Below are 25,509 nucleotides of genomic sequence, written 5' to 3'. Positions count from 1 at the left end.
TCTTTAAAGGATCACTCAACAATGTCTCATTTAAATTTAGCTAAATTATTTGCACTAAGCACGCTAAGTACCTTACTGATCGCCTGCGGTGGCGGTGGTTCATCGGATAATGGTGGAAATAGCACACCACCCGCAACCAAAACAGATTTATTTACGCTGAAAAGCAAACAATGGAGAGTGACTCCCAGTGCCAACAATTCCTATTGTTATGATATTGACACTCAAACCGAAATTTCTTGTACAACTGCTGAATGGGATTTGAAATTTGCCATGGGTACGCGTACCCCACTGCTTTTTTCAAACAGTGGCGTCAGTGGCTCAGGCAATGGTGGTGTGCTTTATTCACCCTTTGATGCGACTTGGGAAAATCTATCTAAAGAACTGGATGCAACGCAAAGTGGTAGCTTACCAGCGCAGGCTTGGAGTGTAGATGCGTATAGCAATGCATTTATGGATACAACTTCTGGCAGTAACAGCTTTTTCGAATATGATTTATTTGGTGATCATCGGATGTCACCAAATTTCAAAACATTCTTAGTCACAACCGATTCAAGCTCTAAAAATGTAGTCGGTACTTATGAGAAGCCAGTTTTCGCTGTGCAGATTTATAATTATTACCAAGGCACAACTTCTGGTTATATCTCGATCCGTTATATCAATACCCAACTTCCTCATGATGTAAAAACCTTAACCATTGATGCAACCCAAGGCTGGAATTATGTCGATCTCAGCACAGGAACAACCACCAAAGGTGCAAATGCAAAGTGGCAATTGGCGTTTAACCGTTATAACGTACAGCTTAACCAAGGTATTGGTAGTATGGTGACATCACAGCCAGCAGGCTTCTATGGGGCAGACGGTAAACCCGTTACCGATAAATTTAAAGACAGCAATGCTTACGTTACAACTGAAGCAGATCTAAAAGCGGCAGTATCAACAACAAATGTAAAATGGGTTTCTAATAGTATTACTTCTATTTTAAATCCAGCTTTCAAAGGCACCTACCCGCAAAAATTATCGTATGGTTGGTATAACTACTACCCAACATTAGCTGCCGCTCAAGCAGATGGCTTGCAGGCTGCGCATATGTTGAAAGCAAATACAGATAGTGCAACGGTTATTAGAGGAAATAAAGGCAATAGCTACGCACGTCTGCAACTTAAAGAAGTTAAATACGCAGATCCAAGTAATGCATCAAGTGCAACCACATGGACTTTCGAATTAGATGTCCAACCTGCAAAATAAGCCATAAAAAACGGAGCATTGCTCCGTTTTTTATTTAAGATAAATACTACCTATTTATTATCATTCAGGGAACACAGCATTTATAAATGAATGCAACTTACTTTGATAGAATAGACCTCTTGCGAAAGTATAAAATCGTTTATACTATTTTCTATGAGATATGAAAATTTAACACGATTTAATGATGAAGAATTTAAACGTTTAGTTGGGGTTCCTCGTCCTTTATTTTCTAAAATGATGACGATTTTAGAAAATTCTGAGCGCGCCAAGAAAAAATCTGGGCGTCCGCATTCTTTAACTTTAGAAGATCAATTATTATTATCTTTGAATTACTTACGATCATATAGAACACAGCTAGAATTATCAGTTGATTATGGTATAGCTGAAAGTAATGTTAATCGCACGATTCAAAAAGTTGAAAATGCCCTGATTCAATCTCGATATTTTGCTTTACCTAAACGAAATCAACATGTGGCAAATGATGATTTTGTAATCATAGATTTTACAGAATCACAAATTGAACGTCCCAAAAAAACAAAGAAAATTCTATAGTGGGAAAAAGAAGAAGCATACATTAAAAACACAGGTTATTTTTAGTCCAAAATTAAATCAAATTGTGAGTATTCAAGTTGAAATAGGGACAATGCATGATCTTAAAATAGCTCGAAAATATACTAAAGAATTTGCCAATTTTACATGTGTTTTGGGGGATTTGGCCTATAAAGGGTTCAAAGAAATAAAGAGTAAGTTATTAATTCCAATTAAAAAACCAAGGAAAATGAGCTTACCGAAAGAAGCTAAGCAAATCAACAAGGAAATAAGTCGTCGTCGAATTCCGATTGAACATATCAATTCAAGACTTAAAGTCTTTCGTATTCTGAGTGAACGATATAGAAATAGACGAAAAAGATTCGGATTAAGAGTAAATTTAATTTCTGGGCTTATCAATTGGATGATCAAAAAATAACTTTCGCAAGAGGTCTAATATTTTAAAAGAATTTGAAGATAAAGGCTTATTCACCGATATAAAAGAGAAGACAACCAAGCAATTTTTTCATTTAAAAAAGGCTCTGATATTATTAGAATTACATGTAACGTATGTAAAAAAACATTTATATTAGATTCACCTACATATGAAAATAAAAATTACATCTTAAATCAAATTAAAAATCTATCTGATAAATACAAATTTCACACAATATCTTTCTCCTTAAAAATAGACACAAAATGCAATGATTGTATATAATAATATATGATAAAACATCATCATAAAAATTTTTAATATTATTAAAAATTTTACCGTGTTATTAAAGATTCATTAAATTCAATATTAATAAGTAAAACATTCTATACTTCCCTTTGGCTAACTATTAATTTTAAAGTGGAATAGAAATTTGAATTTTTAGCCCTGTCTGGGTTTCCTTATCAGTAAAGTCGAAATAAATTTTTGCATCAAGTCTCTTCGAAATAGCATTGACAATTGATAGCCCTAAACCTGATCCAATCTGATCATTTCCTAATATTCTATAAAAAGGATCTAAAACCCTTTCCCTTTCAGCGACAGAAATACCTGGGCCGTTATCTTGTATTTGTAAAATCATTCTATTATCACGTTGAATTATGGATAGATCAACACGGCCACCTATTGGTGTATAACGGATTGCATTGTCCACTAGGTTCTTGACAATCATAGTGAGGTCTAGCTCATTCGCCCAAATTTGAACATTAAGTTTTCCTTCAATTCCAATATCAATTTGCTTAGCTTCTGCTAATGGCATCAAATCTTCTAATACCTGATAATAAATATTTTGAATAGGTAGCAATGTTTTCATAAATTCAGGATTAGACTGAACTTTAGCTAAAGCAAGAAGCTGATCCAACAAATTCCGCCCCCTATTTACCCCCTGTCTTAATATTTGTAATCGTTCACGAGCTAGTTCAGACATCTCAGCTTCTGACAATCGTTCAGCTTGTAATGAAATAGCCGTCATTGGTGTTCTTAATTCATGCGCTGAATCTGCAACAAAACGACGTTGAGTCTCCATTGACTGTTCTACACGTATAAACAGTGCGTTGATTGCAATAATGAAGGGACGTACTTCTGTTGGTAAATGTCTACTTTCAATAGGACGTAAGTCATGTTCAGCACGTTGGTCTATTTCTTTTGAAAGTGTAGAAATAGGCTGAAACATGTTCCTAACTAAATGAGCAACAATAAGTAGCAATATGGGCATAAGAATTAAAAAAGGCATTACTGTACGCAAGGCACTATCATATGCAATTTCATTCCGTAAACTTGATCCTAGACAGTATCGTGGACAACCGATCCCTCTAAATTCTTGAAATATTTCTGTTCAAAGGCTTCTGGACTTAACCAGCCGTTTGCGGAATGCCTTCTGACCCGATTGTAATAAATCTCAATATAGTCAAACAAGACAGTATTAGCTTCTTTTCGAGTGGCAAACACACTGCCATGGACCACATGACCTTTCAATGTATGAAAGAAGCTTTCGGTCACTGCATTGTCCCAACAGTTTCCTCGTCTAGACATGCTTTGAATACAGTTATTCGTCAATAATAGCGCCCTAAAATCACGACTACAGTACTGTGAGCCTTGGTCAGAATGCACCATGACACCTGTTGGATAACCCTGACGCGCCATTGCATAATTAAATGCATCACATACCAATTGACGATCTATCAGATGGCTGGTTTGCCATCCCACAATACGACGGCTGAATAGATCTAGCATCACACATAAATACAGCCAGCCTTCTTTAGTTCGGATATAGGTAATATCCGTTGTCCAAACTTTATTAGGCTGAGTAACTGTAAATTGGCGATCCAACAAATTTGATGCTGTAGACAAACGATGGTTTGAATCAGTCGTATGCTTGTATTTACGTGCAATCCTACTACGTAAACCAAGCTTTTTTAGCATCCTTCCAACGGTACGTTCGCTCATGCGATAACCTAAATCACGCATGTCATGTACCAATGACGGTGCACCCAAGCGCGCATGATGCTGCCAATATACAACTTTTAAATCATTGTATTTCTGCGCTGTATTGGTCTGGCGTTTTCGCCAGGCATAATAGCCTGAAGTGCTGACATCTAGGCATTTACAGACAGAAGACACAGTGACTTCATTTATATCCATATCTTGAATTACCGTGTACTTTTCTTGGCATGATCTGTCAGAAAGTACACATGCGCTTTTTTTAAGATGTCATTGGCTTCCTTGAGCTGTTTGACTTCTTTTTCTAATTCCAAGATCCGCTGTTGTTCAGGAGAAAGTTGACGTTTGCTTGAACCTACTGGATTGGCTTCACGAATCCATTTATCTAAGGTTGAATAACCCACACCTAATTTATGGGCGATTGCAGCTATAGGCTCGTGGGAGTTTGAAAGTGCATGATCAATTGCTTGCTGTTTAAATTCCGGACTAAAACGTTTAGCCATTTTTACATCTCCAAAGTTAACTTTACGTTAGCTTTAGAGGGATGCATTGTCCATTATTTTGGCTAGGATCACATTTTTAACTTGTAAAGCACTAAGCTTGTTGATTCCACGAGTCGCCATAATTCAGACATAAAAAAATGCAGTAAGAAATAATCTTACTGCATTTTTTACTACTTTATAACTACCGATTGGCTTAGTGCGTCGCGGCTTGTCATGTCATATATTTCCAACTTTAACCTTATAAATCATAAACTTATATAGTGTTAAACAGTGTCAGAAACTTGAATTTGGCGGAAGCGGTGTCCGTCTAACACCAATCCTAAGAAGTCCAATCCAATATTATAAATTAATATTTTTCAATTAATTACAATTACACCCATCCAACTCAGTCTTGTCTAATCCGACTATTTCCAGTATTTTATGAGGGGTAATTTGAGGGGTAGACAATAACATGCCAAAGAAAGCTAAAGAGCTATCTGCGCTTAGTGTAGCAAAAATTAAAGAGACTGGTCGATATCACGTAGGTGGTGTTGATGGTCTTTGTTTAAACGTCGAAGGAACTTCCCGTGTCTGGATTTTACGTGCGGTGGTGGGAAAACATCTGGATAAAGATGGAAAATTAAAACCTCATCGACGTGATATTGGTATTGGTCCATACCCTGAAGTTTCTTTAGCTGAAGCTCGTGCTAAAGCCACTGAATTAAAATTACAAATACGAAGTGGTATTGATCCAATTGTCCATCAACAGGAACAGCTTGCAAAGCTTCATGTTCAGCAACTACGGAACAAAACATTCATGGAATGTGCAAAAGTTGTTATTGCCAATAAAACCCGTGAACTCAAAAATGAAAAACATATTGGACAATGGTCATCAACACTAGAAACTTATATTTACCCAACTTTGGGCAATCTTACTATTAGTAACATTACCAAAGCCGATATTGCTGAAGTTTTAAGACCTATTTGGGTTGAGAAAAACGAAACAGCCAAACGTATCCGTGGTCGTATAGAAACCATTTTTGATTATGCCAAAGCAATGGGATATTTTGAGGGTGACAACCCTGCCGAATGGAAAGGCAATCTTGAACCTATATTAGGTAATTTAAAGCAGGAATCACGCCCTCACCCATCCCTGCCCTATGAACAGGTTGCTGAGTTTATCCAACACTTAAGACAGAAAAAAGGAATTTCACCAAAAGCTCTGGAATTTGCAATTTTAACCGCCTGTCGCTCTGGTGAGATTTTTGGGGCGAAATGGCAGGAAATTGATTTTAAGAATAAAGTCTGGATTATTCCTAAAGAACGTATGAAAGCAGAAAAGGAACATCATGTGCCTTTGTCGAAAGAAGCGATAAGTTTGCTTGAATCAATTCAAAATCATACTCTAATTCAAGATTTCATCTTCCCTGCGCCACGGAGTGGTGAGATGCTTTCTGATATGTCTTTGACGACCCTAATCAAACGACTGCATGAGCAAAAGCTTAAAGAAAATGGCTTAGGCTATATTGATCCCAAACAAAACCGAGTCATTACAACGCATGGCTTTCGGTCTACTTTCCGTGATTGGTCGGCAGACAAAACAGATTACCGTAGAGAAGTGTGTGAACATGTTCTCGCACACAAACTTCCAGATAAGGTTGAAGCTTCTTATTTACGTGGAGGCTATTTAGAAAAACGTAAAGGCTTAATGGCTGATTGGGCAACATATATCATGCACAAATAGCCTGAAGCCATGTGGTACAGCTCAAAAAAGTACAATCCCAATTACAAAAACACTTAATATAAAAATAAGAGATAAAGGAATTTTATCTCTTATAAATCTGAATTTTAATTGCTCATCCATCCAACTAATTTGATGTTCCCAAAAGAATTTGTAATGAGCATACCAATTACTAAAAAGGATCTGCTTACTTATCCCACACTCGCTTTAAGTAAGCGAATCCGAAATAGAGAAACGCTGGCGTAACACTATAAGTAGCTAAATAAAAAAACAATATAGAAAATCTAACTCCACCCATGAGAGGTGGAGTTAGCTTGATTTATTTCAGTGAATGTATTGATTATTCTTGATTGTCTAAATACTTTTCAGCATCCAATGCTGCCATACAACCCGAACCAGCCGAGGTAATCGCTTGACGATAAATACTGTCTGCCACATCACCCGCAGCAAATACACCCTCGATAGATGTAGCTGTTGCATTACCCGTAGTTCCACTTTGGACTTGGATATAGCCATCACGTAGGTTCAATTGACTTTCAAACATTCCTGTATTGGGTTTATGTCCAATCGCAACAAACAAGCCTTGCACTTGAACATCTTGGATACTTGCATCTTGAGTGGATTTAATACGTACCGCCGTTACACCTGTGTTGTCACCTAAAACCTCATCAACTTGATGGTTCCAAATAATGCTGATTTTGCCCTCTTTTTCTTTGGCAAAAAGATGGTCTTGCAAAATCTTTTCAGAACGCAGACTGTCACGACGGTGTACCAGTGTCACATGTGCAGCGATATTTGACAGATATAAAGCTTCCTCAACCGCAGTGTTACCACCACCAACCACCATGACATTTTGGTTTTTATAGAAGAAACCATCACAGGTTGCACAGGCACTCACACCCTGCCCCATGAAAGCTGCCTCTGACTCAAGACCTAGATATTGAGCCGTTGCACCTGTTGCAATAATCAGTGCATCACAAGTATATTCACCCATGTCACCTTTGAGTACGAATGGGCGAGTTTTGAGATCCACCTCATTGATGTGATCATAGACCATTTCTGTACCAAAGCGTTCTGCATGCGCCTGCATACGCTCCATGAGTACAGGACCAGTTAAGCCCTCAGCATCGCCAACCCAATTATCAACTTCAGTCGTTGTTGTTAATTGCCCGCCTAATTGTAGTCCAGCAATCAATGTTGGTTTGAGGTTGGCACGAGCTGCATATACGGCTGCACTATAACCCGCAGGTCCCGAACCTAAAATAATTAAACGAGAATGTTGATTTTGCATTTAATTTTCTCCAGCATTCTACAAACTTCGCTGATTAACACGTTTTGATAATTCTTCAGCAGATTCTTTACGCTCAGAATAACGATCAGTTAAATACTGACTTTGCCCCCGTGTCAGCAAGGTGAATTTATACAGCTCTTCCATCACATCCACGATACGGTCGTAATACGATGATGCTTTCATTCGCCCATCTTCTTCAAACTCTAAAAATGCTTTTGGAATTGAAGACTGATTCGGAATCGTGATCATCCGCATCCAACGCCCTAAAATACGCATTTGATTGACACTATTGAAAGATTGCGAACCACCACTGACTTGCATTAGTGCCAGTGTTTTTCCTTGAGTGGCACGAATCGCACCACCTGCCAATGGAATCCAATCTATCTGTGACTTAAAGATCGAACTCATTGAACCGTGACGTTCAGGCGAACACCACACCATGCCCTCTGACCATGCCAAAAGCTCATGTAGTTCTTTTGCTTTTGGGTGTTCCATATCCGCATCTTCTGGCAAAGGTAGCCCTTTCGGATGAAAAATTTTAACCTCAGCACCAAACTGTTCCAAGATTCGACCTGCTTCCATCACGGCTAAACGACTATACGAACGCTCACGGTTAGAACCATATAACAACAAAATACGTGGCGCATGATCTAACGATTTAGCTTGAACTTTTTCCAAAGTTGGCTGTTCAAGTAGCTCCATATCAACATTAGGAAGATTCATTACAATTACACCGATTTAAAATACTTTTTTCTGAGCCATAGAGACACACTCACTAAAGCGATCAATACAGGTACTTCAACTAAAGGACCAATCACGGTGGTAAATGCCACAGGTGAAGCCAAACCAAAGGTTGCAATCGCTACAGCCAAAGCCAACTCAAAGTTATTACCAGCAGCCGTGAAAGAAATTGCTGTGGTTTTAGGATAGTCATTGCCCATCCATTTACTCATAAAGAAGCTGATGAAAAACATCACAATAAAATAAATCGTGAGTGGGATTGCGATACGCAGAACATCCAATGGTAAGCTCACTACATCACCACCTTTTAGGCTAAACATTGCCACGATGGTAAAAAGAAGTGCCAATAAACTGAGTGGGCTGATCTTGGGTAAAAAGACATTTTGATACCAATCTAAGCCTTTGGCTTTGACCAAAACCAAACGAGTCAAGAAACCAAGAAGAAATGGAATCCCCAAGTAAACCAACACCGCATGGGTAATCGTCCAGAAATCAACATTGATCACTTGCCCTGCAATACCGAAATAGGGTGGCAAGAATGTGAGGAACAGCCAAGCATAGGTACTAAAAAACAGAATCTGGAAAATACTATTGAATGCCACCAACGCTGCTACATATTGGTTATCACCACAGGCTAAACCATTCCACACCAAGACCATTGCAATACAGCGAGCCAAACCGATCAGGATCAAGCCTGTCATGTACTCTGGATAGCTATGTAAAAAAATAATTGCTAATGCAAACATTAATACAGGCGCAATCACCCAGTTCTGCACCAAAGACAAAGTTAAGGTTTTCTTGTCTTTAAACACTTGTGGCAAAGTAGCATAGTCCACTTTGGCTAAAGGTGGATACATCATCAGAATCAAACCAATCGCAATTGGAATATTGACGGAATCCACACTCATTTTGTCTAAAGTAACGGAAGCTTGCGGAAAGAACACACCTATCGCAATCCCCAATGCCATGGCGATAAAAATCCATAGAGTGAGGTTACGATCTAGAAAAGATAATCTTTGTTGAGCCATGATGTTCTCATTCAATATGCGAAATTTGATTGATTGCTGCAATCAAATCTGGGCGAGACATATGAGTTGTATCTAGTGCCAATAAAGCGTCTAAGCGGCGGTTGATATGATCAACAGTAACTTGGAATGCTTTTAATTTTTCTTCTTTCGGCAAATCTAAATGTGAAGGATCAGCCAAGCCCCAATGTGCCTTAATCGCTCCACCTAAATAAAGTGGACACGCTTCTTGAGCTGCTGAATCGCAAACAGTAATCACGACGTCAGGTTGATATTGTTCGCAGTCATCAATGGTTTTACTCCACAAACCATCTGTTGAGAGACCAAGATTTTCTAAAGTTTCTATAGTCAATGGATGTACTTGCCCTGATGGCTTACTACCTGCACTGTATGCTTTCCATCCTTCAGGCGCACGACTGTTAAAAAGGACTTCTGAGAGGATGCTACGGCAACTATTTCCAGTACACAAAAAAAGAAATTTCATATTCTATTACTCACAATAGCTATTTATTTGGATATTTTGGGAATCTTTATTTACTATGGTTTGACTGCTTACCAAAAGATTCAGAACGTCATGGCACCACATTGGTAATTGCGGATTAATGCTGTAATACACCCATTGGCTTTGTCTCCTGTCCTGTAAGAGACCAGAAGAACGCAATAACGCTAAATGCCTAGAAATCTTTGGCTGACTCAGTTGCAACTTTTCAGTCAAATCACAAACACATAATTCTTTATTCTCAGCGACTAAAGTCACGATATTTAGTCGAGTTTCATCTGATAAGCATTTAAAAAAATTAACTTGGTCCATTCTTAACTCCCATTCACTTATTTGGATATGCGGATAATCACATACAAAAAGTAAAATTTTTAATTCACTCGTTGACCATTTTCATCAATCACTTTTTCACCATCCTCTTTCGTAAAGGCACCCTTCTGAGGTAATGGTAGAATATCTAAGACAACTTCAGAAGGACGGCTTAAGCGAGTGCCTAATTCAGTAACAACAAATGGTCGATTAATCAATATTGGATGATCAAGCATAAAACTAAGTAACTGCTCATCACTCAAATCACTACGATCAAGGTCTAAATCCCGATAAGGATCTACATTCTGGCGAATGGCCTCTCTTACTGTTAATTTTGCATCCTGAATCAATTTAACTAATTCGTCATGACTAGGTGGTGTAATGAGATATTCAATCACAGTTGGCTCAATCCCTGTATTACGGATCAAAGCCAAAGTGTTGCGAGATGTCCCACAAGCTGGGTTGTGATAAATCGTCACAGTTGATGAAGTTGTCATCGAATTGAGCTCTTTTGATAATTTATAATATCTTTATATTCGAATTACCATATATATGCAATACCATATGTTTTGTTTTTTATTAGAGAATAAGGCTCTTTTGAAAAGAACCTCATTACTATCAAAATTCTGGTGGTGTTTCAAAAAGTATGCTGAAACAAAGCAGGTTGAATTTTGATAAAATAGAGAAATGCGAATAACTCTAGAAATCAAATGTCCAACCTGCCTCAGTGACAGTATAAAGAAAAATGGCATCAAAGTAGATGGGAAACAAAACTATCAGTGCAAAGACTGTAAACGTCAGTTTATTGGTGACCATGCTCTGAGCTATCTAGGATGTAATTCAGGCATTACTCGAAAAATATTACAGTTGATGGTCAGAGGTAGTGGTATACGAGATATCGCTGAAGTTGAGCGAATCAGTATCGGTAAAGTTTTACGTACTTTAACCGAATCGACCTACCAAATTCAGCCTAAACAAAGTCATTATGAGTCTCTTGAAGTTGATGAGTTTTGGACTTTTGTGGGAAATAAAAATAATAAACAATGGCTTATTTACGCCTACCATCGAGAAACAGGTGAGATTGTTGCTTATGTTTGGGGTAAAAGAGACTTAGCTACAGTTCAACGATTGAAGACAAAGCTTAAACAATTAGGTATTCACTACACCCGAATTGCAAGTGATCATTGGGACAGTTTCATAACTGCTTTTAAAAACTGCAAGCAAAGTATTGGTAAATTTTTTACTGTAGGTATTGAAGGTAATAATTGCAAAATAAGGCATCGAATTAGGCGCGGTTTTAGAAGGAGTTGTAATTTTTCAAAAAAGATTGAAAACCATTTTAAAGCTTTCGACTTAACCTTTTTTTACATCAATAATGGCTTCATTTAATGTCAGCATACTTTTTGAAACACCACCAAAATTCTATCTACTAAATCATCCTATTTTTTTAACTTAGCAGCTACGACTGTGTATGTTTCTCCCTCAGCCTTTAATTCAAAATCAACTTTTTGCCCTACTGCAAGCCCATTCAATAATGCAGGATCAGCAACTTTAAAGCCCATGGTCATCGCAGGCCATTTAATCGCAGGAATTGCCTCATGATCGAGTGTCAAAATATTTTCTTTCGTATCAATAGCCGTAATCACTCCAACTGCTTGAGTTGTCGTTGCTGTAGATGATTCTTTACTCATCTGCTCCATAGGCGCTTCCGCTTTCTTTTGCTCTGACGCCTCATTTTTACTACATGCACTTAACGCAGTAACAGTGGCAACAAGAGCGACAATTTTAATAAATTTAAACATAATAAAACCTCTTTGAACGAAATAAGAAAACTATCAAGATTTTGATAGTTTTCTTTTGATTAAAAGCTGATATGCAGCGGGAATAACAAACATTGATAAAAGTGGAGCTGAAATCATGCCCCCAACCATAGGTAAAGCAATACGACTCATCAATTCAGAGCCCGTTCCAGTTCCTAAAAGGATAGGAATCAAACCCGCCAGAATGACAGCTACAGTCATCGCTTTAGGGCGAACCCGTAGTACTGCCCCTGTACGAAGGGCATCATTGAGTTGCTGCTCAGTTAAAGATGATAAATTTTGTTGAGCATGTTCTATCGCCTGCTTTAAATAAAACAACATGACCACTCCAAACTCTGCGGCAACACCGGCAAGTGCAATAAAGCCTACTGCAATGGCAATTGAGAAATTATAACCACTGAAATACATTGCCCAAATACCACCAATTAAAGCGAATGGTAGAGTCAGCATAATCAGAGCAGCATCTTGTACTTGTCTAAAAATCAGATACAGCAATAGAAAAATGATCATCAAAGTGATTGGTATTACTACCTTTAGGCGAGCATTTGCTCTTTCCATAAATTCAAATTGACCTGAATAACTAATACTCATACCCGCAGAGCGTTTCACTTGTTGGTCAATAGACTGTTTCAAATCCCGAACAACGGAGGCTAAATCACGTCCTTGTACATCAACATAGACCCAACCACTTGGACGAGCATTCTCACTTTTTAACATCGGAGGACCATCTGTGATTTGAATGTTGGCAACACTACTCAAAACAATTTGCTGACCTGATTCAGTCAGAATTGGTAAATTTCTTAATGCCTCAAGTGAATCTCGAATTTCTCGCGGATAACGTACATTAATAGGATACCTTGCTAACCCTTCAACAGTTTCACCAATATTTTCCCCACCAATTGCTGATGACACAATTTGCTGTACATCGGTGATATTGAGACCATAGCGTGCAGCTTCCATTCGATTAATATCGATATCAACATATCGCCCACCAGTGAGTCGTTCAGCTAAAGCTGAGCTAACACCGGGCACTTTTTTGGCAACCTGTTCAATTTGTTGTGCTACCCGATCAATATCTTGCAAATCATTTGCTGAAATCTTGAGCCCGATTGGGCTTTTAACCCCGGTCGCCAACATATCAATTCTGTTACGAATAGGCGGCACCCAGATATTTGTTAAACCCGGTACTTGAACAGCTTTATCCAGTTCTTTTATCAACTTATCTGGTGTCATACCTGAACGCCATTCAGATCGTGGTTTAAACTGAATCGTGGTTTCAAACATTTCTAAAGGTGCAGGATCTGTAGCCGACTCTGCTCGCCCAGCTTTACCAAATACAGTGGCAACCTCTGGAACAGTTTTAATCATTCGATCAGTCTGTTGAAGTAATTCAGAAGCTTTTGCTGCGGACAATCCCGGTAAAGCTGAAGGCATATACAGTAAATCACCTTCATCCATATTAGGCAGGAACTCTCCACCTAATTGCGTTAAAGGAAAAAGACTGATAAGAAAAATGAGTAACGCACCTAATAACGTTGTCTTTGGATAAGCTAAGACTTTATCTAACATAGGACGGTATATTTTGATGAGAAAACGGTTTAATGGATTCCGTTGTTCAGATGGTAACTTCCCGCGAATCCAGTATCCCATCAAAACTGGAATCAATGTAATAGATAGCCCCGCAGCAGCAGCCATGGCATAAGTTTTAGTAAATGCCAATGGAGAGAACAATCGTCCTTCTTGTGCTTGCAAAGTAAAAATGGGAATAAAGGATAAAGTAATGATGAGTAAACAGAAAAATAAAGCAGGCCCAACCTCACTGGCAGAACGTGTAATGATGTCCCAACGCTCTTGTATTTCTAAAACTCGATCAGGATGTTCATGTTGCCAAGCTTCGATATGCTTATGTGCATTTTCGACCATAACCACAGATGCATCAACCATAGCACCAATCGCGATTGCAATCCCACCCAATGACATGATATTGGCATTTAGTCCCTGATAATACATCAATAAAAAGGCTGACAAGATTCCCAAAGGCAAAGAAACAATCGCAACCATTGCTGAACGTAAATGCCAGAGGAATAGCCCACAAACCAAAGCCACTACAATAAACTCTTCAATTAATTTATGGCTGAGATTCTCTACCGCCCGATCAATCAATTGACTGCGGTCATACACAGAAACAACTTGTACACCTTTCGGTAGACTTTGTTGTAATTCAGCAAGTTTTTCTTTTACAGCAGTAATGGTTTCACGTGCATTTTTACCAGCACGTAAAATCACAACACCTCCAACAGTTTCCCCTTGTCCATTGAGTTCAGTAATTCCACGACGCATTTCAGGACCGAGTTGAATCGTTGCAACATCTCCAAGAGTGATTGGAACACCTAAATCGTTTGTACGTAACGGAATCTGCCGAAAATCTTCTAATGTTTTTAAATAACCTGAAGCTCTCACCATATATTCAGTTTCAGCCATTTCTAGGACTGAACCGCCAGTTTCCTGATTTTCCTTTTGAATTGCTTCAATTATGCTTCGCTGAGTTATACCGAATGCTGCCATTTTGGTTGGGTCTAAAACAACTTGATATTGTTTAACCATCCCCCCAATTGTGGCGACCTCAGCCACATTTGGTACTGTCTTCAGTTCATACTTCAAAAACCAATCTTGTATGCTTCGCAGTTGTGAGAGATCATGTTGCCCTGTTGGATCAACCAAAGCATATTCGTAGATCCAACCAACACCTGTAGCATCTGGTCCTAATGAAGATTTTGCATTTGCAGGCATTCTTTCTTGTATTTGATTGAGATATTCCAATACACGAGAACGTGCCCAATAAAGATCAGTATGTTCATCAAAAATGACATAAACAAACGAATCACCAAAAAAAGAATAGCCCCGAACAGCTTTAACACCGGGTACTGATAACATGGTCGTTGTTAAAGGATAAGTCACCTGATTTTCAACAATTTGTGGTGCTTGACCGGGAAAATTAGTTCGCACAATCACTTGTACATCAGACAGATCTGGCAAAGCATCAACCGGAGTATTCTTGACAGCCCAAGTTCCCCAAACGGCAAGAACTACAGCAGCTAATAAGACAAATACTCGATTTGTAATTGAAAAACGAATAATACGGGCGATCATAATGGTTCTCCCGTTTAGTTCTGCATAGATGTCATAGACATCTTGGAAATGTCAGAAATAACATAAGCATCCCCAACACGTGTAAAACGAAAACTGACCTGCTCGCCTTGCTGAATTTGGGTAAATGGTTGTACTGGTTGTTTAAAGCTCATGGTCATAGCCCCCCACCCCAATTCAGCAATTGCATGATGTGAAATGGTAATGTCTTGAGCTGTAACTTTTTCCACTTTACCAATGCCTTGGTATATTGATGCCTTAGTCACTTGAGATGATGTAATCGATTGTCCAGTGTTCAGCTTATCCAGTACACCCTGTAAATTGGCCTCAGAATCAATTAGGAATTGTCCCGAAATCACGATTTTCTGACCAGCGTTCAAACCCTGTAGAATTGCTATTTTATTTCCGTCACTCTGTCCTAACTGTACAACAACAGGTTCGAAACGCCCTTTTTCATGTGCGACAATAATAATATTACGAGTACCTGTACGTATAACAGCTTGCTCTGGCACAACTAAACTGCTTTGAGGATTGTTGGAAAATTTGACAGAAGCAAACATTCCGGGCTTGAGTTGCCCCTCTCTATTGGGTAACTCAATACGAACTTTTATGGTTCTGCTTGTAGTATCTAATGTCGGTAAAATATCAATGACTTTGCCAGACACTTTTTGAGGGTACGCAGCAAAAGTTGCTTCGATTTTATCTCCTCGCTTTATCCCAGCAATTTGCGTTTCAGGCACTGCTGCTTCTAACCAAATTGGATTCACGCCTTTAATGGTGGCAAGTGTTTGCCCCATAGCTAAAGCCATTCCACTACGAACTTCTAGTGAGTCAATGAATCCACTCAAAGGAGCACTCAAAGTCATATTAGACTGTACTTGATGTGTCCGTTCGACTTGATGGATCACATTTGGTGGGATTCCCAGAAGCTGTAGGCGTTGTCGACTTGCTTGAATAAGAGAACGGTCTCCTATTTTAAGTACTGCCAAAAACTCAGTCTGTTCCCCAGTCCACTCAGGGATTGAAATATCAGCAATCGGACTCCCTTGAGTCACTATATCCCCGACTGCATGGCCATAAACACGCTGAACAAAACCACTTGCTCGTGTTTGCAGAATTGCTACCTGTCGTTCATTCGCTTGTAATATGCCATTGGTTAACAAGGTATTGCCCATTACAGCCTGTTCGACTGTGGCATAACGAATGGCTAGATTTTGTTGAAGAGCTGGATCAATCTTTACTCCTGCACTTTCAGTTATTCCAGAAGTACTTTCATCCGCATACTTAGGGACTAACTGCATATCCATAAAAGGGGATTTCCCTGGCTTATCAAAATGCTGTTCTGGTTTCATTGGATCGTACCAGTACAACACTTTAGCAGTTGCCTGATCACTTACAGTTTGCTTTTCATCATTTTGATGCGCATACCAATATCCAATCCCACTACCGACTCCCAAGCTGCCCACAATCAAGCCAGCAATTACAAATGCCAATTTATTTTTTAACATTATCTTGACTCCTCAGCATGGTTTAAGGTGGGTTCTACAAAAGAAAAATAGAGCTGGGCTTTGATAATTGCTTGCTGTTGTTGTAAATCGATGAGACGTAATCGCTGATTTAGTAATGCTTGTCGTGTCTCAATGACATCTGACAAATTGGCTTTACCAGCCTGATAACTTGCTAACTGTAAAGTTACTTTTTCTTTAGCCAAAGGAAGTGTACTTTGAACGGTACGTTGGATTTGTCTTTCAAGAGCTTTTAAATCCGATAGCCCCTCATCTAACATGGTGAGATGGTCGCGGTATTTTATCTCCTGATCTGCTGTAATCCGATTTTGTTCAGCTAATGCTGCCTGAATGAGCGGACCACTACGTTTTTTTGAAAATATTGGTAGTTCTGTTGTCAGTTGTACACCAATCATATCTCCAAATTCAGGAGCACGATGCTGATAGGCAAGCTCAATACCCCAATCTGGTTTTTGAAGGGCTTGGGCTTGCTTAAGTTTGGCTTCAGCAGTTTGCCTTTCTGCTTGAAATGCTTTCAATTCAGGAAGTTGATGCAGATGATGATATAAACGTGATGTATCAAAATTAATTACAGGTTCTTGGCTAGGCAAACTTTCTATTTCAGTTGTACGACTAGAATCCGCACTGATTAATCGGTGTAATTCTAGCTTTGCTTTATTTAAATCTCGAAGTAAATCATCTTTTTGATCAAGTAAAACCGTTTTGTCCAGCTTAGGGGAAATCGCATTAGTAACCATAGTCCGACCAGATGTAACCTGTGTCTGCGTAATCTGGAATAACAATCCATTTTCTGAAAGAAGGTCATCATATAAGGCCAGTTTACGCTCAAGATAAAAACGCTTAAGCCATACCGATGCTACTTTTTGACGTAACTCAATACGAAGAATTTCTGTCTGAGCATTAGCTGAACCCAATTCAGCTTTTGCTAATTCTATTTCGGCCAATCTTTTGGCACGATTTGGAAAATCTTGCATGATGCCAATCTTTTTCATCGTCATGCCTTCTTGTGTGACTGACCATGCGGCATCGCCAGACACGGGGTAATTATCTAAGCCAACAAACAGTTTAGGATTGGGTAAGATACCGGAAGCTGAAACCATATTCTCAGCGCCTTCAATCTGAGCACTATTGGCCCTTAGAGTAGGTGCATATTGCTCAGCAAGCTTCAATGCTGTATCCAAAGTCAATGGCTGGGCATAAGCATGACCATAACTCAAGAAAAAACAGATCGTCGCAATTGAGCATCCACCCCATTTTAGGGACAGCTTTTCTTTATTAAAGTTCATATTTTTAGCTCTAAAATGATGTACACGCGCACGTGCAGAACATCCATAGAAAACTCTATGAATGATGATTAGTCATCAAATTAATTAGAGCGTGGGGGTTTCCATAAATTGGAAGGATCAGATGAGGTGAAATTTTGATTTAATGGAGAAAAAGCAGACTGTTCCACAGGGGAAGAAACCATAGATTGCAAAACACCTAGTGCTGTAGATGTATATGCAATTTTAGAAAATGACATAATACAATCTTGCTTAGACATACATGATGGATCATGTAATTGCTTCTTAATCTTTACTTCAGCTTTCATACAATCCATGTGCATAGCACTTGCTTTTTCATGATCTTCAGAATTCATCATTTGCATGGGTTGCATATCTTGAGATGACATTAAACATGGACTATGTACAGATGCAGCTGCTGCTGCCGATCCTACGATGAGGATAGCAAATGATAAAAACAGCGAAAGGCATGTTTTTAACCAGTGCATAATGTCATGACCAAAATTTAAGCTTTTTTAGTTTTACAGATTCTTAGTAAAATAACAATCCTATAATTAATTTAAATAATTACTTAGACAAGAGCATGGTTGTTGATATGAATCAACAACCATGCTCTAGATTAAAAACGACTCACAACTTGATAAGTTATGAAAGAGAATAAGTAGGCCAACGAGAAAAGATAGATGGCCATTATGGTTGGCTGTTTCCAACTCCCTGTTTCTCTTCTGATAGTTGCCAATGTTGCTAAACAATGTGGAGCAAAGATAAACCAAACCAATAGTGACATCCCTGTCGCTAGTCCCCATCCATCAGGACCCGATATTTGAGATAATAAGGTTTGGGTAACTGCATTCTCATCACCAGACATTGCATAGATTACCCCTAATGCAGCAATAATCACTTCACGAGCTGCCATGGCAGGAATCAAAGCAATACAAATTTCCCACGTAAATCCAATCGGAGCAAATATTGGATGGATTAGATGTCCTAACTGTCCAGCAATACTATAATTGATTGGTGGCATTGTTGGGTTATCAGGTGGTAATGGGAACGTTACCAAGAACCATAATAAAATAGAAAGTGCGACAATAATTCCACCAACTCTTTTTAAGAATATAGTCGCTCTATCATAAAGCCCCAAAGCTACATTTCGAACATCTGGAATACGGTATGTAGGTAATTCAAAAATGAAAATACTTTCAGTTTTATCTTTTCTTACTAATTTCAGGAATAAAGAAACCAATAAAGCGGATACGATTCCTGACATGTAAAGCCCGAACAGAACTAGACCTTGTAAACTGAGCCAACCATAAACCAACTTGTTTGGAATGAATGCAGCGATCAGCAAAGCATATACAGGTAATCGTGCAGAACACGTCATCAAAGGTGCAATCATAATCGTTGCCAAACGATCTCTTTCAGAACTGATACTCCGTGTTGCCATAATTCCTGGGATGGCACAGGCAAAGCTTGAAAGCAACGGAATAAATGAACGCCCACTTAAGCCTGCTTTAGACATCAGTTTATCCAACAAAAAGGCAGCTCTAGGTAAGTAACCTGATTCCTCTAAAACTAAAATAAAGAAAAATAAGATCAGAATTTGAGGCATATAGGCAAGCACACTACCTGCACCCGCAATCACACCGTCAACAATCAAACTTCTTAGAAGTTGGTGCGAAATTAAAGGTCCAACAGCCCCACTAAACCATGTAATCGAATTTTCAATAAATGCAATGAAGGGTTGTGCCCAAATGAAAACAGCCTGAAACATTACAAACATGGTAAAGGTCAATATTAATAATCCAAAAAATGGATGTAAGAATATTTTGTCTAAGATAGCCGTTCGTTTATCACCATTATCATTCTTCAATATGACCTGTTTTGTAATATCTTTGATTTGGTCGAAATGATTTAGATCAGAATGATAAGGGGAAATAAACAAATTTTTTTGGTCTAACTGCGTTAATAAACCCTGAATCCCTTTTGTCTTTACAGCTATCGATTCAACAACAGGAATACCTAAGAGCTGAGATAATTTTGATGTGTCAATCGAGATACCACGTTTTCTAACCTCATCCATCATGTTAAGAACAAGTAACATTGGTCTGTTTAAAGCTCTGACTTCAAGTACAAGACTTAAATGAAGATGAAGATTCGTAGCATCCACAACACATACAAAAATATCAGGTATAACTTCACCTTTTAACTCGCCAAAACAGACTGCTCTAGTTACTTCTTCATCTAAACTACTTGGCTTTAAACTGTAAGTCCCAGGTAAATCCAGTACTCGTACAGTATCGCCAGAAGGTAATTTAAAAAAACCCTCTTTCCGTTCTACCGTTACCCCAGCATAATTAGCAACTTTTTGACGAGTCCCTGTGAGGGTGTTAAAAAGTGATGTTTTACCGCAATTGGGATTACCAACGAGTGCAATATTTTTAGTGTTCATTGGTAATCTCTACAAAAATTCGTTCTGCTTCATTTTTTCTTAATGCGAAACGTGAGGTTTCAATTTGAACCAATACGGCGTCACCACCAAAAAGCCCTTTTGCAAGTACTTGTAAGGATTCACCTACTCTAAAGCCCAGCAGTTCTAAACGCTCTAGAACAGGATCATTTTTATCTTGATACTGATCACCCTTTTTAAGATCAATGATTTTTACAATTTGGTCTTGCTTTACTTGAAATAAATTCATTGTCTGCACCTTATTTCAACGCCAAAATTTTTCTAGCGCCGTTAAGCACGAACAATGAAACGAGGATACCAATAATCAAATCAGGGTAAGCTGAGCTAGTCCATGTCACAAGTACACCGGCAAAAATGACTCCCATATTAACGATTACATCATTTGCGGTGAATATCCAACTTGCTTTCATATGGGCACCTCCATTTTTGTGGCCTGTCAATAAATAGAGACAGGCAACATTTGCAATAAGTGCACAGAAAGCAATAATAATCATTATGCTAGATTCAGGCTCACTACCTAGAATAAAGCGCCTAATCACATCAACAATAACAACAAGAGCTAATGACAATTGAATCCAACCAGCGAAATGAGCTGCTTTTACTTGGTACTTAGCTGCTTTTCCTACTACATAAAGTGCTATACCATAAACAGCAGCATCAGCAAACATATCAAGAGAGTCGGCAATAAGACCTGTAGATTCGGCGATAATGCCACTTATGAATTCAATAAAAAAAAGAACACCATTGATCGCTAATAATAATTTTAGTACTTTCGCCTGCTTAGTTGGATCAGGTGCTTCAGGCAATTCCCCCGTAGCTTTTACCGTTTCCACAAGCTTTGCACCAAAGCCAAGGGCTTCAAGTTTTGTGGTAATTTCATTAATCCCATTGGTATGGAAAACAACTAACTGTCTTTGCGCCAAATCAAAAGATAAACCTTTAACTTCATGCAAGGGAGAAAGTGCCATTCTTACCATTTGCTCTTCTGCCGAACAATCCATCTTCGGAATCAGAAAAGTACTAGCTTCTTGTGCTTGTTCTTTATTTTCATAAACTTCAGTTTTATTTAATTTTGCCCCAAATCCAAGAGCTTCAAGTTTTGCAGTGATTTCATTACTTTCACCATTATGCAGAACTTTTAGGTTTCGATTCGGCAAATCAAAAACCAAGCTCTTAACATCTACCAATGGAGATAAAGTCATCCGAACCATTTGTTCCTCTGTGGAACAATCCATTTTCGGGATGCTATAGTCACTGATGAAAGCCACTATACTTTCATTGCCACGAACTTGCTCTGGTAAATTTATAGTATCTGGGCCACAGCATGAATTCGACTGCTTACTACCGCAGGAATCTTTTTCATCAGGGGTAGGTTCTTGCTGTACCTCATTATCGCAACAAGAACTTTTACTTTCTTCTGTAGCTAAATCTTTAATTTTACAAGAATCTGTTTTTGATTCATTTTGTTTTTGCTTAGTGTCTTCACAAGAACTTTCTTGATTACAACCGCAACCACTCATTGATGTGCCTATAGTCATATCTTCACGTATTGCATATTAAAATCCCTATAGCTACTATAGAGTCAATAGATTAGGTGACTTGAAATGAACTTAAAAATTGGTGAATTATCCCAGCTATCTGGTTGCCCTGTTGTTACAATACGATTTTATGAAAAAGAAGCTTTATTACTAGCCCCTAATCGTTCGGAAGCTAATTATCGACTTTATAACAAAGACCACTTAGAGCGGCTTCTATTTATTCTTAATTGCCGAACTTTGAATATGAGCTTGGACGAAATTAAAATTTTATTAGCATACAAAGACAAACCTTGTGGAAACTGTAATTCTATTAACATCTTAGTTGATAAACATATTCATCAATTAGAACAAAATATCCAAAAACAGATTCAGCTTAAGCAACAACTTTCTGATTTAAGAAGTAAATGCTCTGGTTTTTTGGAAATTAACTATTGTAAAGTACTTGAAGGGTTATCCGTAAGTTTAAAATAATTAAGAATGAACAATGGAATATCACCATTATTCATTCTTAATGAAATATTTAGAAAACTAATTCAATACCTGCACCATATAGCCATCCCTTTTCAGAATCTGTTGCTTCTTGAAAAGGAGTTGATTTTTTTCCTTTCTCATATTGATAGGCTATATCAACAAATGGTCTGATACGTTTGGTAATCTCATAACGAGTTTTAATACCTGTCTTCAATTCTGACAACCCCGTCTTTGATGCAAAGTCAGAATTATCATTAAACACAACATCTGCTTCAATATATGGCTGAGTAATCAACTTTTGAGTGAGTAATAAATCACGGTCGAAATCAAAACTAGCTCCCCAAAAATTATTTTCACCACCATAAAGGTAGGCTTTTGTCTCAAAGAAATAAGGTGCAAGGCCTAATAATCCAATAACGCCATCAATGCGATTACTATTACGGTTATTTTTGTCCTCACTATACCTTACCCCAGCTTGTACATCCCAAAATGGTGCAACATTTCTACTGTAAAGAGCTGATACATCATATTTGGGATCATTACTCTCCGCTTTATTCATATTAGCTTCAACAAACATTCGATTTTCATCTGTTCCAATCAATGCCTCGAAACTCGAACCTAAGCTGCCCTTTCCATCTTTATCAACTATCCACTCATTGGAAAATTTAGTTGTCTGATAAATTTGCCCACCATGCTCGTTCATATGATTTTGGCTAAAAGCTAAAGTTTCAGACCCTTTGCTGTTTGAAGACTTTTGATCAGTATTACGTTCAACATAGCCTAATCCGCCTGATTCGCGTAAAAGCACACTCATACTTGACGTACTCTTATTTAGATTTTCAGTCGAATTATCATTCGCAAATGCCATACCCGCTAAGCCAATTAAAGCAACAGATAAAATTGTTTTTGAATATAACTGTTTAGTGATGTGCATGTTGATTCACTCCCTCATGGCTAGTTTGAGGTTGGGCAACGATACTTTTCGTATCATCATCATTGCTATCTACATTTGCCACAATGAGTTTGTTCATCATTCCAGCTGCCATGTGATATAACAAATGGCAGTGGATAGCCCATTCACCCAATTCATCAGCAGTAAGTAAAGTTGTAACTGTTTTCCCCGGTGGCACAATGATCGTGTGTTTATTTGGCATATTACTTGGATCTTGACCATTTTCAAGCTGCATAAACATACCGTGCAAGTGCATTGGGTGAGCCATCATACTGTCATTCACAAATTTCAAGCGTATACGTTCCCCGTATTTCACTTTGAATGGTTCTGTTTCATTAAACTTCTTACCATTAATTGTCCAAATATAGCGCTCCATGTTCCCACCAAGACGGATTTCCATTTCACGTTCAGGGGCACGAGTATCTGGTTGAGGCTTTAAAGATTGTAAGTCACTATATTGAAGTGCTTTTTGACCAACAGGTGTTGAAGCATTTGCCCAGCCATATACAACATCACCATTCTTTTCTTGTGTAGGTGCATTAGATGTAGTCATTTGCATGCCATGGTTCATACCTGACATAGATTGATCTTTTGAGCTGTCTGTCATAGACGACATATCGTGATCCATGCCTTTCATTGAAGACATGTCATGGTTCATTCCAGACATTGACTGATCTTTTGAGCTGTCTGTCATAGACGACATATCGTGATCCATGCCTTTCATTGAAGACATGTCATGGTTCATTCCAGACATTGACTGATCTTTTGAGCTGTCTGTCATAGACGACATATCATGATCCATGCCTTTCATTGAAGACATGTCGTGATTCATGCCCGCCATAGAAGACATATCATGCCCCATCCCCATATCTTCCATAGTTAATAAAGAACGAGGACGTGACTTCGGCATTTTGATTTGATTTATTGGAGGAGTATTCTCATCATGTAAGGAACCAACTGAAAAACCACTCCTATCAATTGATTCTGCTTCAATTTGATAATTTGATTGTTTGGGTTCTACAATAACATCATACGTTTCAGCCGTCCCTATTCTGAATTCATCAACCGGAACAGGTTTCACTGGTTGCCCATCTGCACTGACTACCGTCATTTTCAAGTTAGGGATTCTGACGTCAAAGAATGACATTGCTGAGGCATTAATAAACCGAAGACGTACTTTTTCACCCGTCTTAAAATTACCAGTCCAATTTTGTTCTGGAGTCTTACCATTCATCAAAAAAGTATATTTTGTCACATCAGACATATCTGTCTTGAGCATTCGCATCTGGTTCCACATCGAACGGTCTTGCCATGTTGCTTTTAAACCATCTTTTTTAATTTGTTTAAAAACATCAAAAACAGTTTCACGACGGTTCTGATAATAGTCAGCTTCTTTCTTTAGATTATTCATGATTTTATCACTAGTTGAATCATGAAAATCTGAAAGTAATACGACATAATCCTTATCTGTTTTCTCAGCTACAGTTAAAGGTGTCCTATTTTTGGGGTAAATGACTAACGGACCATACAAGCCCTCTTGTTCTTGACCTTTACTATGCGAATGATACCAATAGGTACCATTTTGGCGTACCTTAAACTTATATTCGTAGGTCTTATTAGGGGCAATACCGTCAAACTGATTAAATCCGGGTACGCCATCCATGATGCCCGGTAGAATTAACCCGTGCCAATGAATAGAAGAATCTTGTTTTTTTAGCTTGTTATGGACACGAATAATAGCATCATCACCTTCCTCAAACTCAAGAAGAGGTGCAACAAATTTCCCATTAACCGTAATTCGTTTTAAAGGCTTACCTGTGATATTCACCGTTTGCTCAGCGATTGTTAAATCATATTCTTTAACTGCTGCCACAACCCAAGTTGATGAAAATAAACCGACTCCTATTAAAAGGACATGCGTTAATTTTGTAGACATTTATTTCACCTATCTAATATAAGGATGGGAGAATCAAGCAAACCTATTATTCGCTTTAATTTCCCCCGATCTTTCAT

The 25,509-nt window shown here is 38.3% G+C and carries 24 protein-coding genes; 5 read left to right on the top strand and 19 right to left on the bottom strand.

The features are described 5' to 3' along the window. Positions 1-21: 21 nt before the first annotated feature. Entirely contained in the window at positions 22-1,245 is a 1,224-nt protein-coding gene (locus O1449_RS05830) for an HmuY family protein (RefSeq protein WP_269239424.1), read from the top strand. Positions 1,246-1,398: 153 nt separating this feature from the next. Continuing rightward, positions 1,399-2,212 (top strand): IS5 family transposase gene (locus tag O1449_RS05825; protein WP_269239423.1). Its coding sequence is split into 2 segments (ribosomal slippage): positions 1,399-1,781 and positions 1,780-2,212, totalling 816 coding nucleotides; the frame shifts between segments, so codons are not numbered across the junction. Between the two features lie 409 nt (positions 2,213-2,621). On the opposite strand, the gene O1449_RS05820 is transcribed toward O1449_RS05825, so the two are convergent. Then, the gene (locus O1449_RS05820; RefSeq protein ID WP_269239422.1) at positions 2,622-3,437 is read right to left on the bottom strand and encodes an ATP-binding protein; all 816 of its coding nucleotides are present in this window, start codon (positions 3,435-3,437) and stop codon (positions 2,622-2,624) included. Positions 3,438-3,547: 110 nt separating this feature from the next. Further along, positions 3,548-4,707, bottom strand: a protein-coding gene (locus O1449_RS05815) for an IS3 family transposase (protein ID WP_269239421.1) whose coding sequence is annotated in 2 segments (ribosomal slippage) — positions 3,548-4,473 and positions 4,473-4,707 — 1,161 coding nt in all. Because the reading frame shifts where the segments join, the coding sequence is not laid out codon by codon here. A gap of 451 nt (positions 4,708-5,158) precedes the next feature. On the opposite strand from O1449_RS05815, the gene O1449_RS05810 reads away from it, so the two are divergent. Further along, positions 5,159-6,430 carry a tyrosine-type recombinase/integrase gene (locus O1449_RS05810; RefSeq protein ID WP_004699746.1) on the top strand — a complete coding sequence of 424 codons (1,272 nt, stop codon included), beginning with the start codon at positions 5,159-5,161 and terminating at the stop codon, positions 6,428-6,430. Between the two features lie 21 nt (positions 6,431-6,451). Here O1449_RS05810 and O1449_RS16285 read toward each other — a convergent pair whose 3' ends face one another. The 7 genes from O1449_RS16285 to arsC form a co-directional block, all read right to left on the bottom strand. Beyond that, positions 6,452-6,610, bottom strand: a complete 159-nt coding sequence (locus O1449_RS16285) for a hypothetical protein (RefSeq protein WP_324097330.1) — start codon at positions 6,608-6,610, stop codon at positions 6,452-6,454. 157 nt (positions 6,611-6,767) lie between these two features. Beyond that, complete coding sequence (gene trxB / locus O1449_RS05805; RefSeq protein ID WP_004699744.1) at positions 6,768-7,718, bottom strand: thioredoxin-disulfide reductase; 951 nt, start codon at positions 7,716-7,718, stop codon at positions 6,768-6,770. Between the two features lie 18 nt (positions 7,719-7,736). Further along, positions 7,737-8,441 carry an arsenical resistance protein ArsH gene (gene arsH, locus O1449_RS05800; RefSeq protein WP_004699742.1) on the bottom strand — a complete coding sequence of 235 codons (705 nt, stop codon included), beginning with the start codon at positions 8,439-8,441 and terminating at the stop codon, positions 7,737-7,739. A 5-nt stretch (positions 8,442-8,446) separates the two neighbouring features. Then, complete coding sequence (arsB, locus tag O1449_RS05795; RefSeq protein WP_004699740.1) at positions 8,447-9,487, bottom strand: ACR3 family arsenite efflux transporter; 1,041 nt, start codon at positions 9,485-9,487, stop codon at positions 8,447-8,449. A 7-nt stretch (positions 9,488-9,494) separates the two neighbouring features. Next, positions 9,495-9,968 carry an arsenate reductase ArsC gene (locus tag O1449_RS05790; RefSeq protein WP_004699737.1) on the bottom strand — a complete coding sequence of 158 codons (474 nt, stop codon included), beginning with the start codon at positions 9,966-9,968 and terminating at the stop codon, positions 9,495-9,497. 6 nt (positions 9,969-9,974) lie between these two features. After that, positions 9,975-10,295 (bottom strand): metalloregulator ArsR/SmtB family transcription factor, encoded by a 321-nt coding sequence (locus O1449_RS05785; RefSeq protein ID WP_004699734.1) that lies wholly within the window; start codon positions 10,293-10,295, stop codon positions 9,975-9,977. 59 nt (positions 10,296-10,354) lie between these two features. After that, the gene (gene arsC, locus O1449_RS05780) at positions 10,355-10,789 is read right to left on the bottom strand and encodes an arsenate reductase (glutaredoxin) (protein ID WP_004699732.1); all 435 of its coding nucleotides are present in this window, start codon (positions 10,787-10,789) and stop codon (positions 10,355-10,357) included. Positions 10,790-10,979: 190 nt separating this feature from the next. On the opposite strand from arsC, the gene O1449_RS05775 reads away from it, so the two are divergent. Continuing rightward, positions 10,980-11,681 (top strand): IS1-like element ISPa14 family transposase, encoded by a 702-nt coding sequence (locus O1449_RS05775; protein ID WP_001223318.1) that lies wholly within the window; start codon positions 10,980-10,982, stop codon positions 11,679-11,681. A 50-nt stretch (positions 11,682-11,731) separates the two neighbouring features. Here the strand turns inward: O1449_RS05775 and O1449_RS05770 are convergent, their stop codons facing one another. From O1449_RS05770 to O1449_RS05735, 8 genes are all read right to left on the bottom strand, one after another. After that, positions 11,732-12,094, bottom strand: coding sequence for a copper-binding protein (locus O1449_RS05770; protein ID WP_004699729.1), 363 nt, complete (start codon positions 12,092-12,094; stop codon positions 11,732-11,734). A 33-nt stretch (positions 12,095-12,127) separates the two neighbouring features. Further along, positions 12,128-15,262 carry an efflux RND transporter permease subunit gene (locus O1449_RS05765; RefSeq protein ID WP_269239420.1) on the bottom strand — a complete coding sequence of 1,045 codons (3,135 nt, stop codon included), beginning with the start codon at positions 15,260-15,262 and terminating at the stop codon, positions 12,128-12,130. Positions 15,263-15,276: 14 nt separating this feature from the next. Further along, a complete protein-coding gene (locus O1449_RS05760; protein ID WP_004699726.1) occupies positions 15,277-16,767 on the bottom strand; it encodes an efflux RND transporter periplasmic adaptor subunit in 1,491 nt (496 codons plus the stop codon). Next, positions 16,767-18,071 (bottom strand): TolC family protein, encoded by a 1,305-nt coding sequence (locus tag O1449_RS05755; RefSeq protein WP_269239419.1) that lies wholly within the window; start codon positions 18,069-18,071, stop codon positions 16,767-16,769. Before O1449_RS05755 ends, O1449_RS05760 begins: the two co-directional genes overlap by 1 nt. An 80-nt stretch (positions 18,072-18,151) precedes the next feature. Then, on the bottom strand, positions 18,152-18,556 hold the full coding sequence (locus tag O1449_RS05750) for a hypothetical protein (protein WP_050041593.1): 405 nt from the start codon (positions 18,554-18,556) through the stop codon (positions 18,152-18,154). Positions 18,557-18,687: 131 nt separating this feature from the next. Then, complete coding sequence (gene feoB, locus O1449_RS05745) at positions 18,688-20,517, bottom strand: ferrous iron transporter B (protein WP_269239418.1); 1,830 nt, start codon at positions 20,515-20,517, stop codon at positions 18,688-18,690. Continuing rightward, the gene (locus tag O1449_RS05740) at positions 20,507-20,764 is read right to left on the bottom strand and encodes a FeoA family protein (RefSeq protein ID WP_269239417.1); all 258 of its coding nucleotides are present in this window, start codon (positions 20,762-20,764) and stop codon (positions 20,507-20,509) included. The genes feoB and O1449_RS05740 overlap by 11 nt, the downstream gene beginning before the upstream one ends. Positions 20,765-20,774: 10 nt before the next feature. Further along, positions 20,775-22,055, bottom strand: a complete 1,281-nt coding sequence (locus O1449_RS05735; protein WP_004912829.1) for a cation transporter — start codon at positions 22,053-22,055, stop codon at positions 20,775-20,777. Between the two features lie 84 nt (positions 22,056-22,139). On the opposite strand from O1449_RS05735, the gene cadR reads away from it, so the two are divergent. After that, positions 22,140-22,544 (top strand): Cd(II)/Pb(II)-responsive transcriptional regulator, encoded by a 405-nt coding sequence (cadR, locus tag O1449_RS05730; RefSeq protein ID WP_269239416.1) that lies wholly within the window; start codon positions 22,140-22,142, stop codon positions 22,542-22,544. Between the two features lie 49 nt (positions 22,545-22,593). Here cadR and O1449_RS05725 read toward each other — a convergent pair whose 3' ends face one another. Beyond that, positions 22,594-23,478 carry a copper resistance protein B gene (locus tag O1449_RS05725; protein WP_269239415.1) on the bottom strand — a complete coding sequence of 295 codons (885 nt, stop codon included), beginning with the start codon at positions 23,476-23,478 and terminating at the stop codon, positions 22,594-22,596. Continuing rightward, on the bottom strand, positions 23,465-25,432 hold the full coding sequence (locus O1449_RS05720) for a multicopper oxidase domain-containing protein (protein WP_151956188.1): 1,968 nt from the start codon (positions 25,430-25,432) through the stop codon (positions 23,465-23,467). The genes O1449_RS05725 and O1449_RS05720 overlap by 14 nt, the downstream gene beginning before the upstream one ends. Positions 25,433-25,509 lie beyond the last annotated feature (77 nt).

Origin of the sequence: Acinetobacter sp. TR3, from assembly GCF_027105055.1 — a bacterium.
Taxonomy (GTDB): Bacteria; Pseudomonadota; Gammaproteobacteria; order Pseudomonadales; family Moraxellaceae; genus Acinetobacter.
Note: the sequence above shows the minus strand (reverse complement) of the source record. Positions and strands in the feature narration are given on the sequence as shown.

Bases quoted from the DNA above. Each gene is read 5' to 3' on its own strand.
- O1449_RS05830 (WP_269239424.1), top strand. From the start codon at position 22: ATGTCTCATTTAAATTTAGCTAAATTATTTGCACTAAGCACGCTAAGT.
- O1449_RS05820 (WP_269239422.1), bottom strand. From the start codon at position 3,437: ATGTTTCAGCCTATTTCTACACTTTCAAAAGAAATAGACCAACGTGCT.
- O1449_RS05810 (WP_004699746.1), top strand. From the start codon at position 5,159: ATGCCAAAGAAAGCTAAAGAGCTATCTGCGCTTAGTGTAGCAAAAATT.
- trxB (WP_004699744.1), bottom strand. From the start codon at position 7,718: ATGCAAAATCAACATTCTCGTTTAATTATTTTAGGTTCGGGACCTGCG.
- arsH (WP_004699742.1), bottom strand. From the start codon at position 8,441: ATGAATCTTCCTAATGTTGATATGGAGCTACTTGAACAGCCAACTTTG.
- arsB (WP_004699740.1), bottom strand. From the start codon at position 9,487: ATGGCTCAACAAAGATTATCTTTTCTAGATCGTAACCTCACTCTATGG.
- O1449_RS05790 (WP_004699737.1), bottom strand. From the start codon at position 9,968: ATGAAATTTCTTTTTTTGTGTACTGGAAATAGTTGCCGTAGCATCCTC.
- O1449_RS05785 (WP_004699734.1), bottom strand. From the start codon at position 10,295: ATGGACCAAGTTAATTTTTTTAAATGCTTATCAGATGAAACTCGACTA.
- arsC (WP_004699732.1), bottom strand. From the start codon at position 10,789: ATGACAACTTCATCAACTGTGACGATTTATCACAACCCAGCTTGTGGG.
- O1449_RS05775 (WP_001223318.1), top strand. From the start codon at position 10,980: ATGCGAATAACTCTAGAAATCAAATGTCCAACCTGCCTCAGTGACAGT.
- O1449_RS05770 (WP_004699729.1), bottom strand. From the start codon at position 12,094: ATGTTTAAATTTATTAAAATTGTCGCTCTTGTTGCCACTGTTACTGCG.
- O1449_RS05765 (WP_269239420.1), bottom strand. From the start codon at position 15,262: ATGATCGCCCGTATTATTCGTTTTTCAATTACAAATCGAGTATTTGTC.
- O1449_RS05760 (WP_004699726.1), bottom strand. From the start codon at position 16,767: ATGTTAAAAAATAAATTGGCATTTGTAATTGCTGGCTTGATTGTGGGC.
- O1449_RS05755 (WP_269239419.1), bottom strand. From the start codon at position 18,071: ATGAACTTTAATAAAGAAAAGCTGTCCCTAAAATGGGGTGGATGCTCA.
- O1449_RS05750 (WP_050041593.1), bottom strand. From the start codon at position 18,556: ATGCACTGGTTAAAAACATGCCTTTCGCTGTTTTTATCATTTGCTATC.
- feoB (WP_269239418.1), bottom strand. From the start codon at position 20,517: ATGAACACTAAAAATATTGCACTCGTTGGTAATCCCAATTGCGGTAAA.
- O1449_RS05740 (WP_269239417.1), bottom strand. From the start codon at position 20,764: ATGAATTTATTTCAAGTAAAGCAAGACCAAATTGTAAAAATCATTGAT.
- O1449_RS05735 (WP_004912829.1), bottom strand. From the start codon at position 22,055: ATGAGTGGTTGCGGTTGTAATCAAGAAAGTTCTTGTGAAGACACTAAG.
- cadR (WP_269239416.1), top strand. From the start codon at position 22,140: ATGAACTTAAAAATTGGTGAATTATCCCAGCTATCTGGTTGCCCTGTT.
- O1449_RS05725 (WP_269239415.1), bottom strand. From the start codon at position 23,478: ATGCACATCACTAAACAGTTATATTCAAAAACAATTTTATCTGTTGCT.
- O1449_RS05720 (WP_151956188.1), bottom strand. From the start codon at position 25,432: ATGTCTACAAAATTAACGCATGTCCTTTTAATAGGAGTCGGTTTATTT.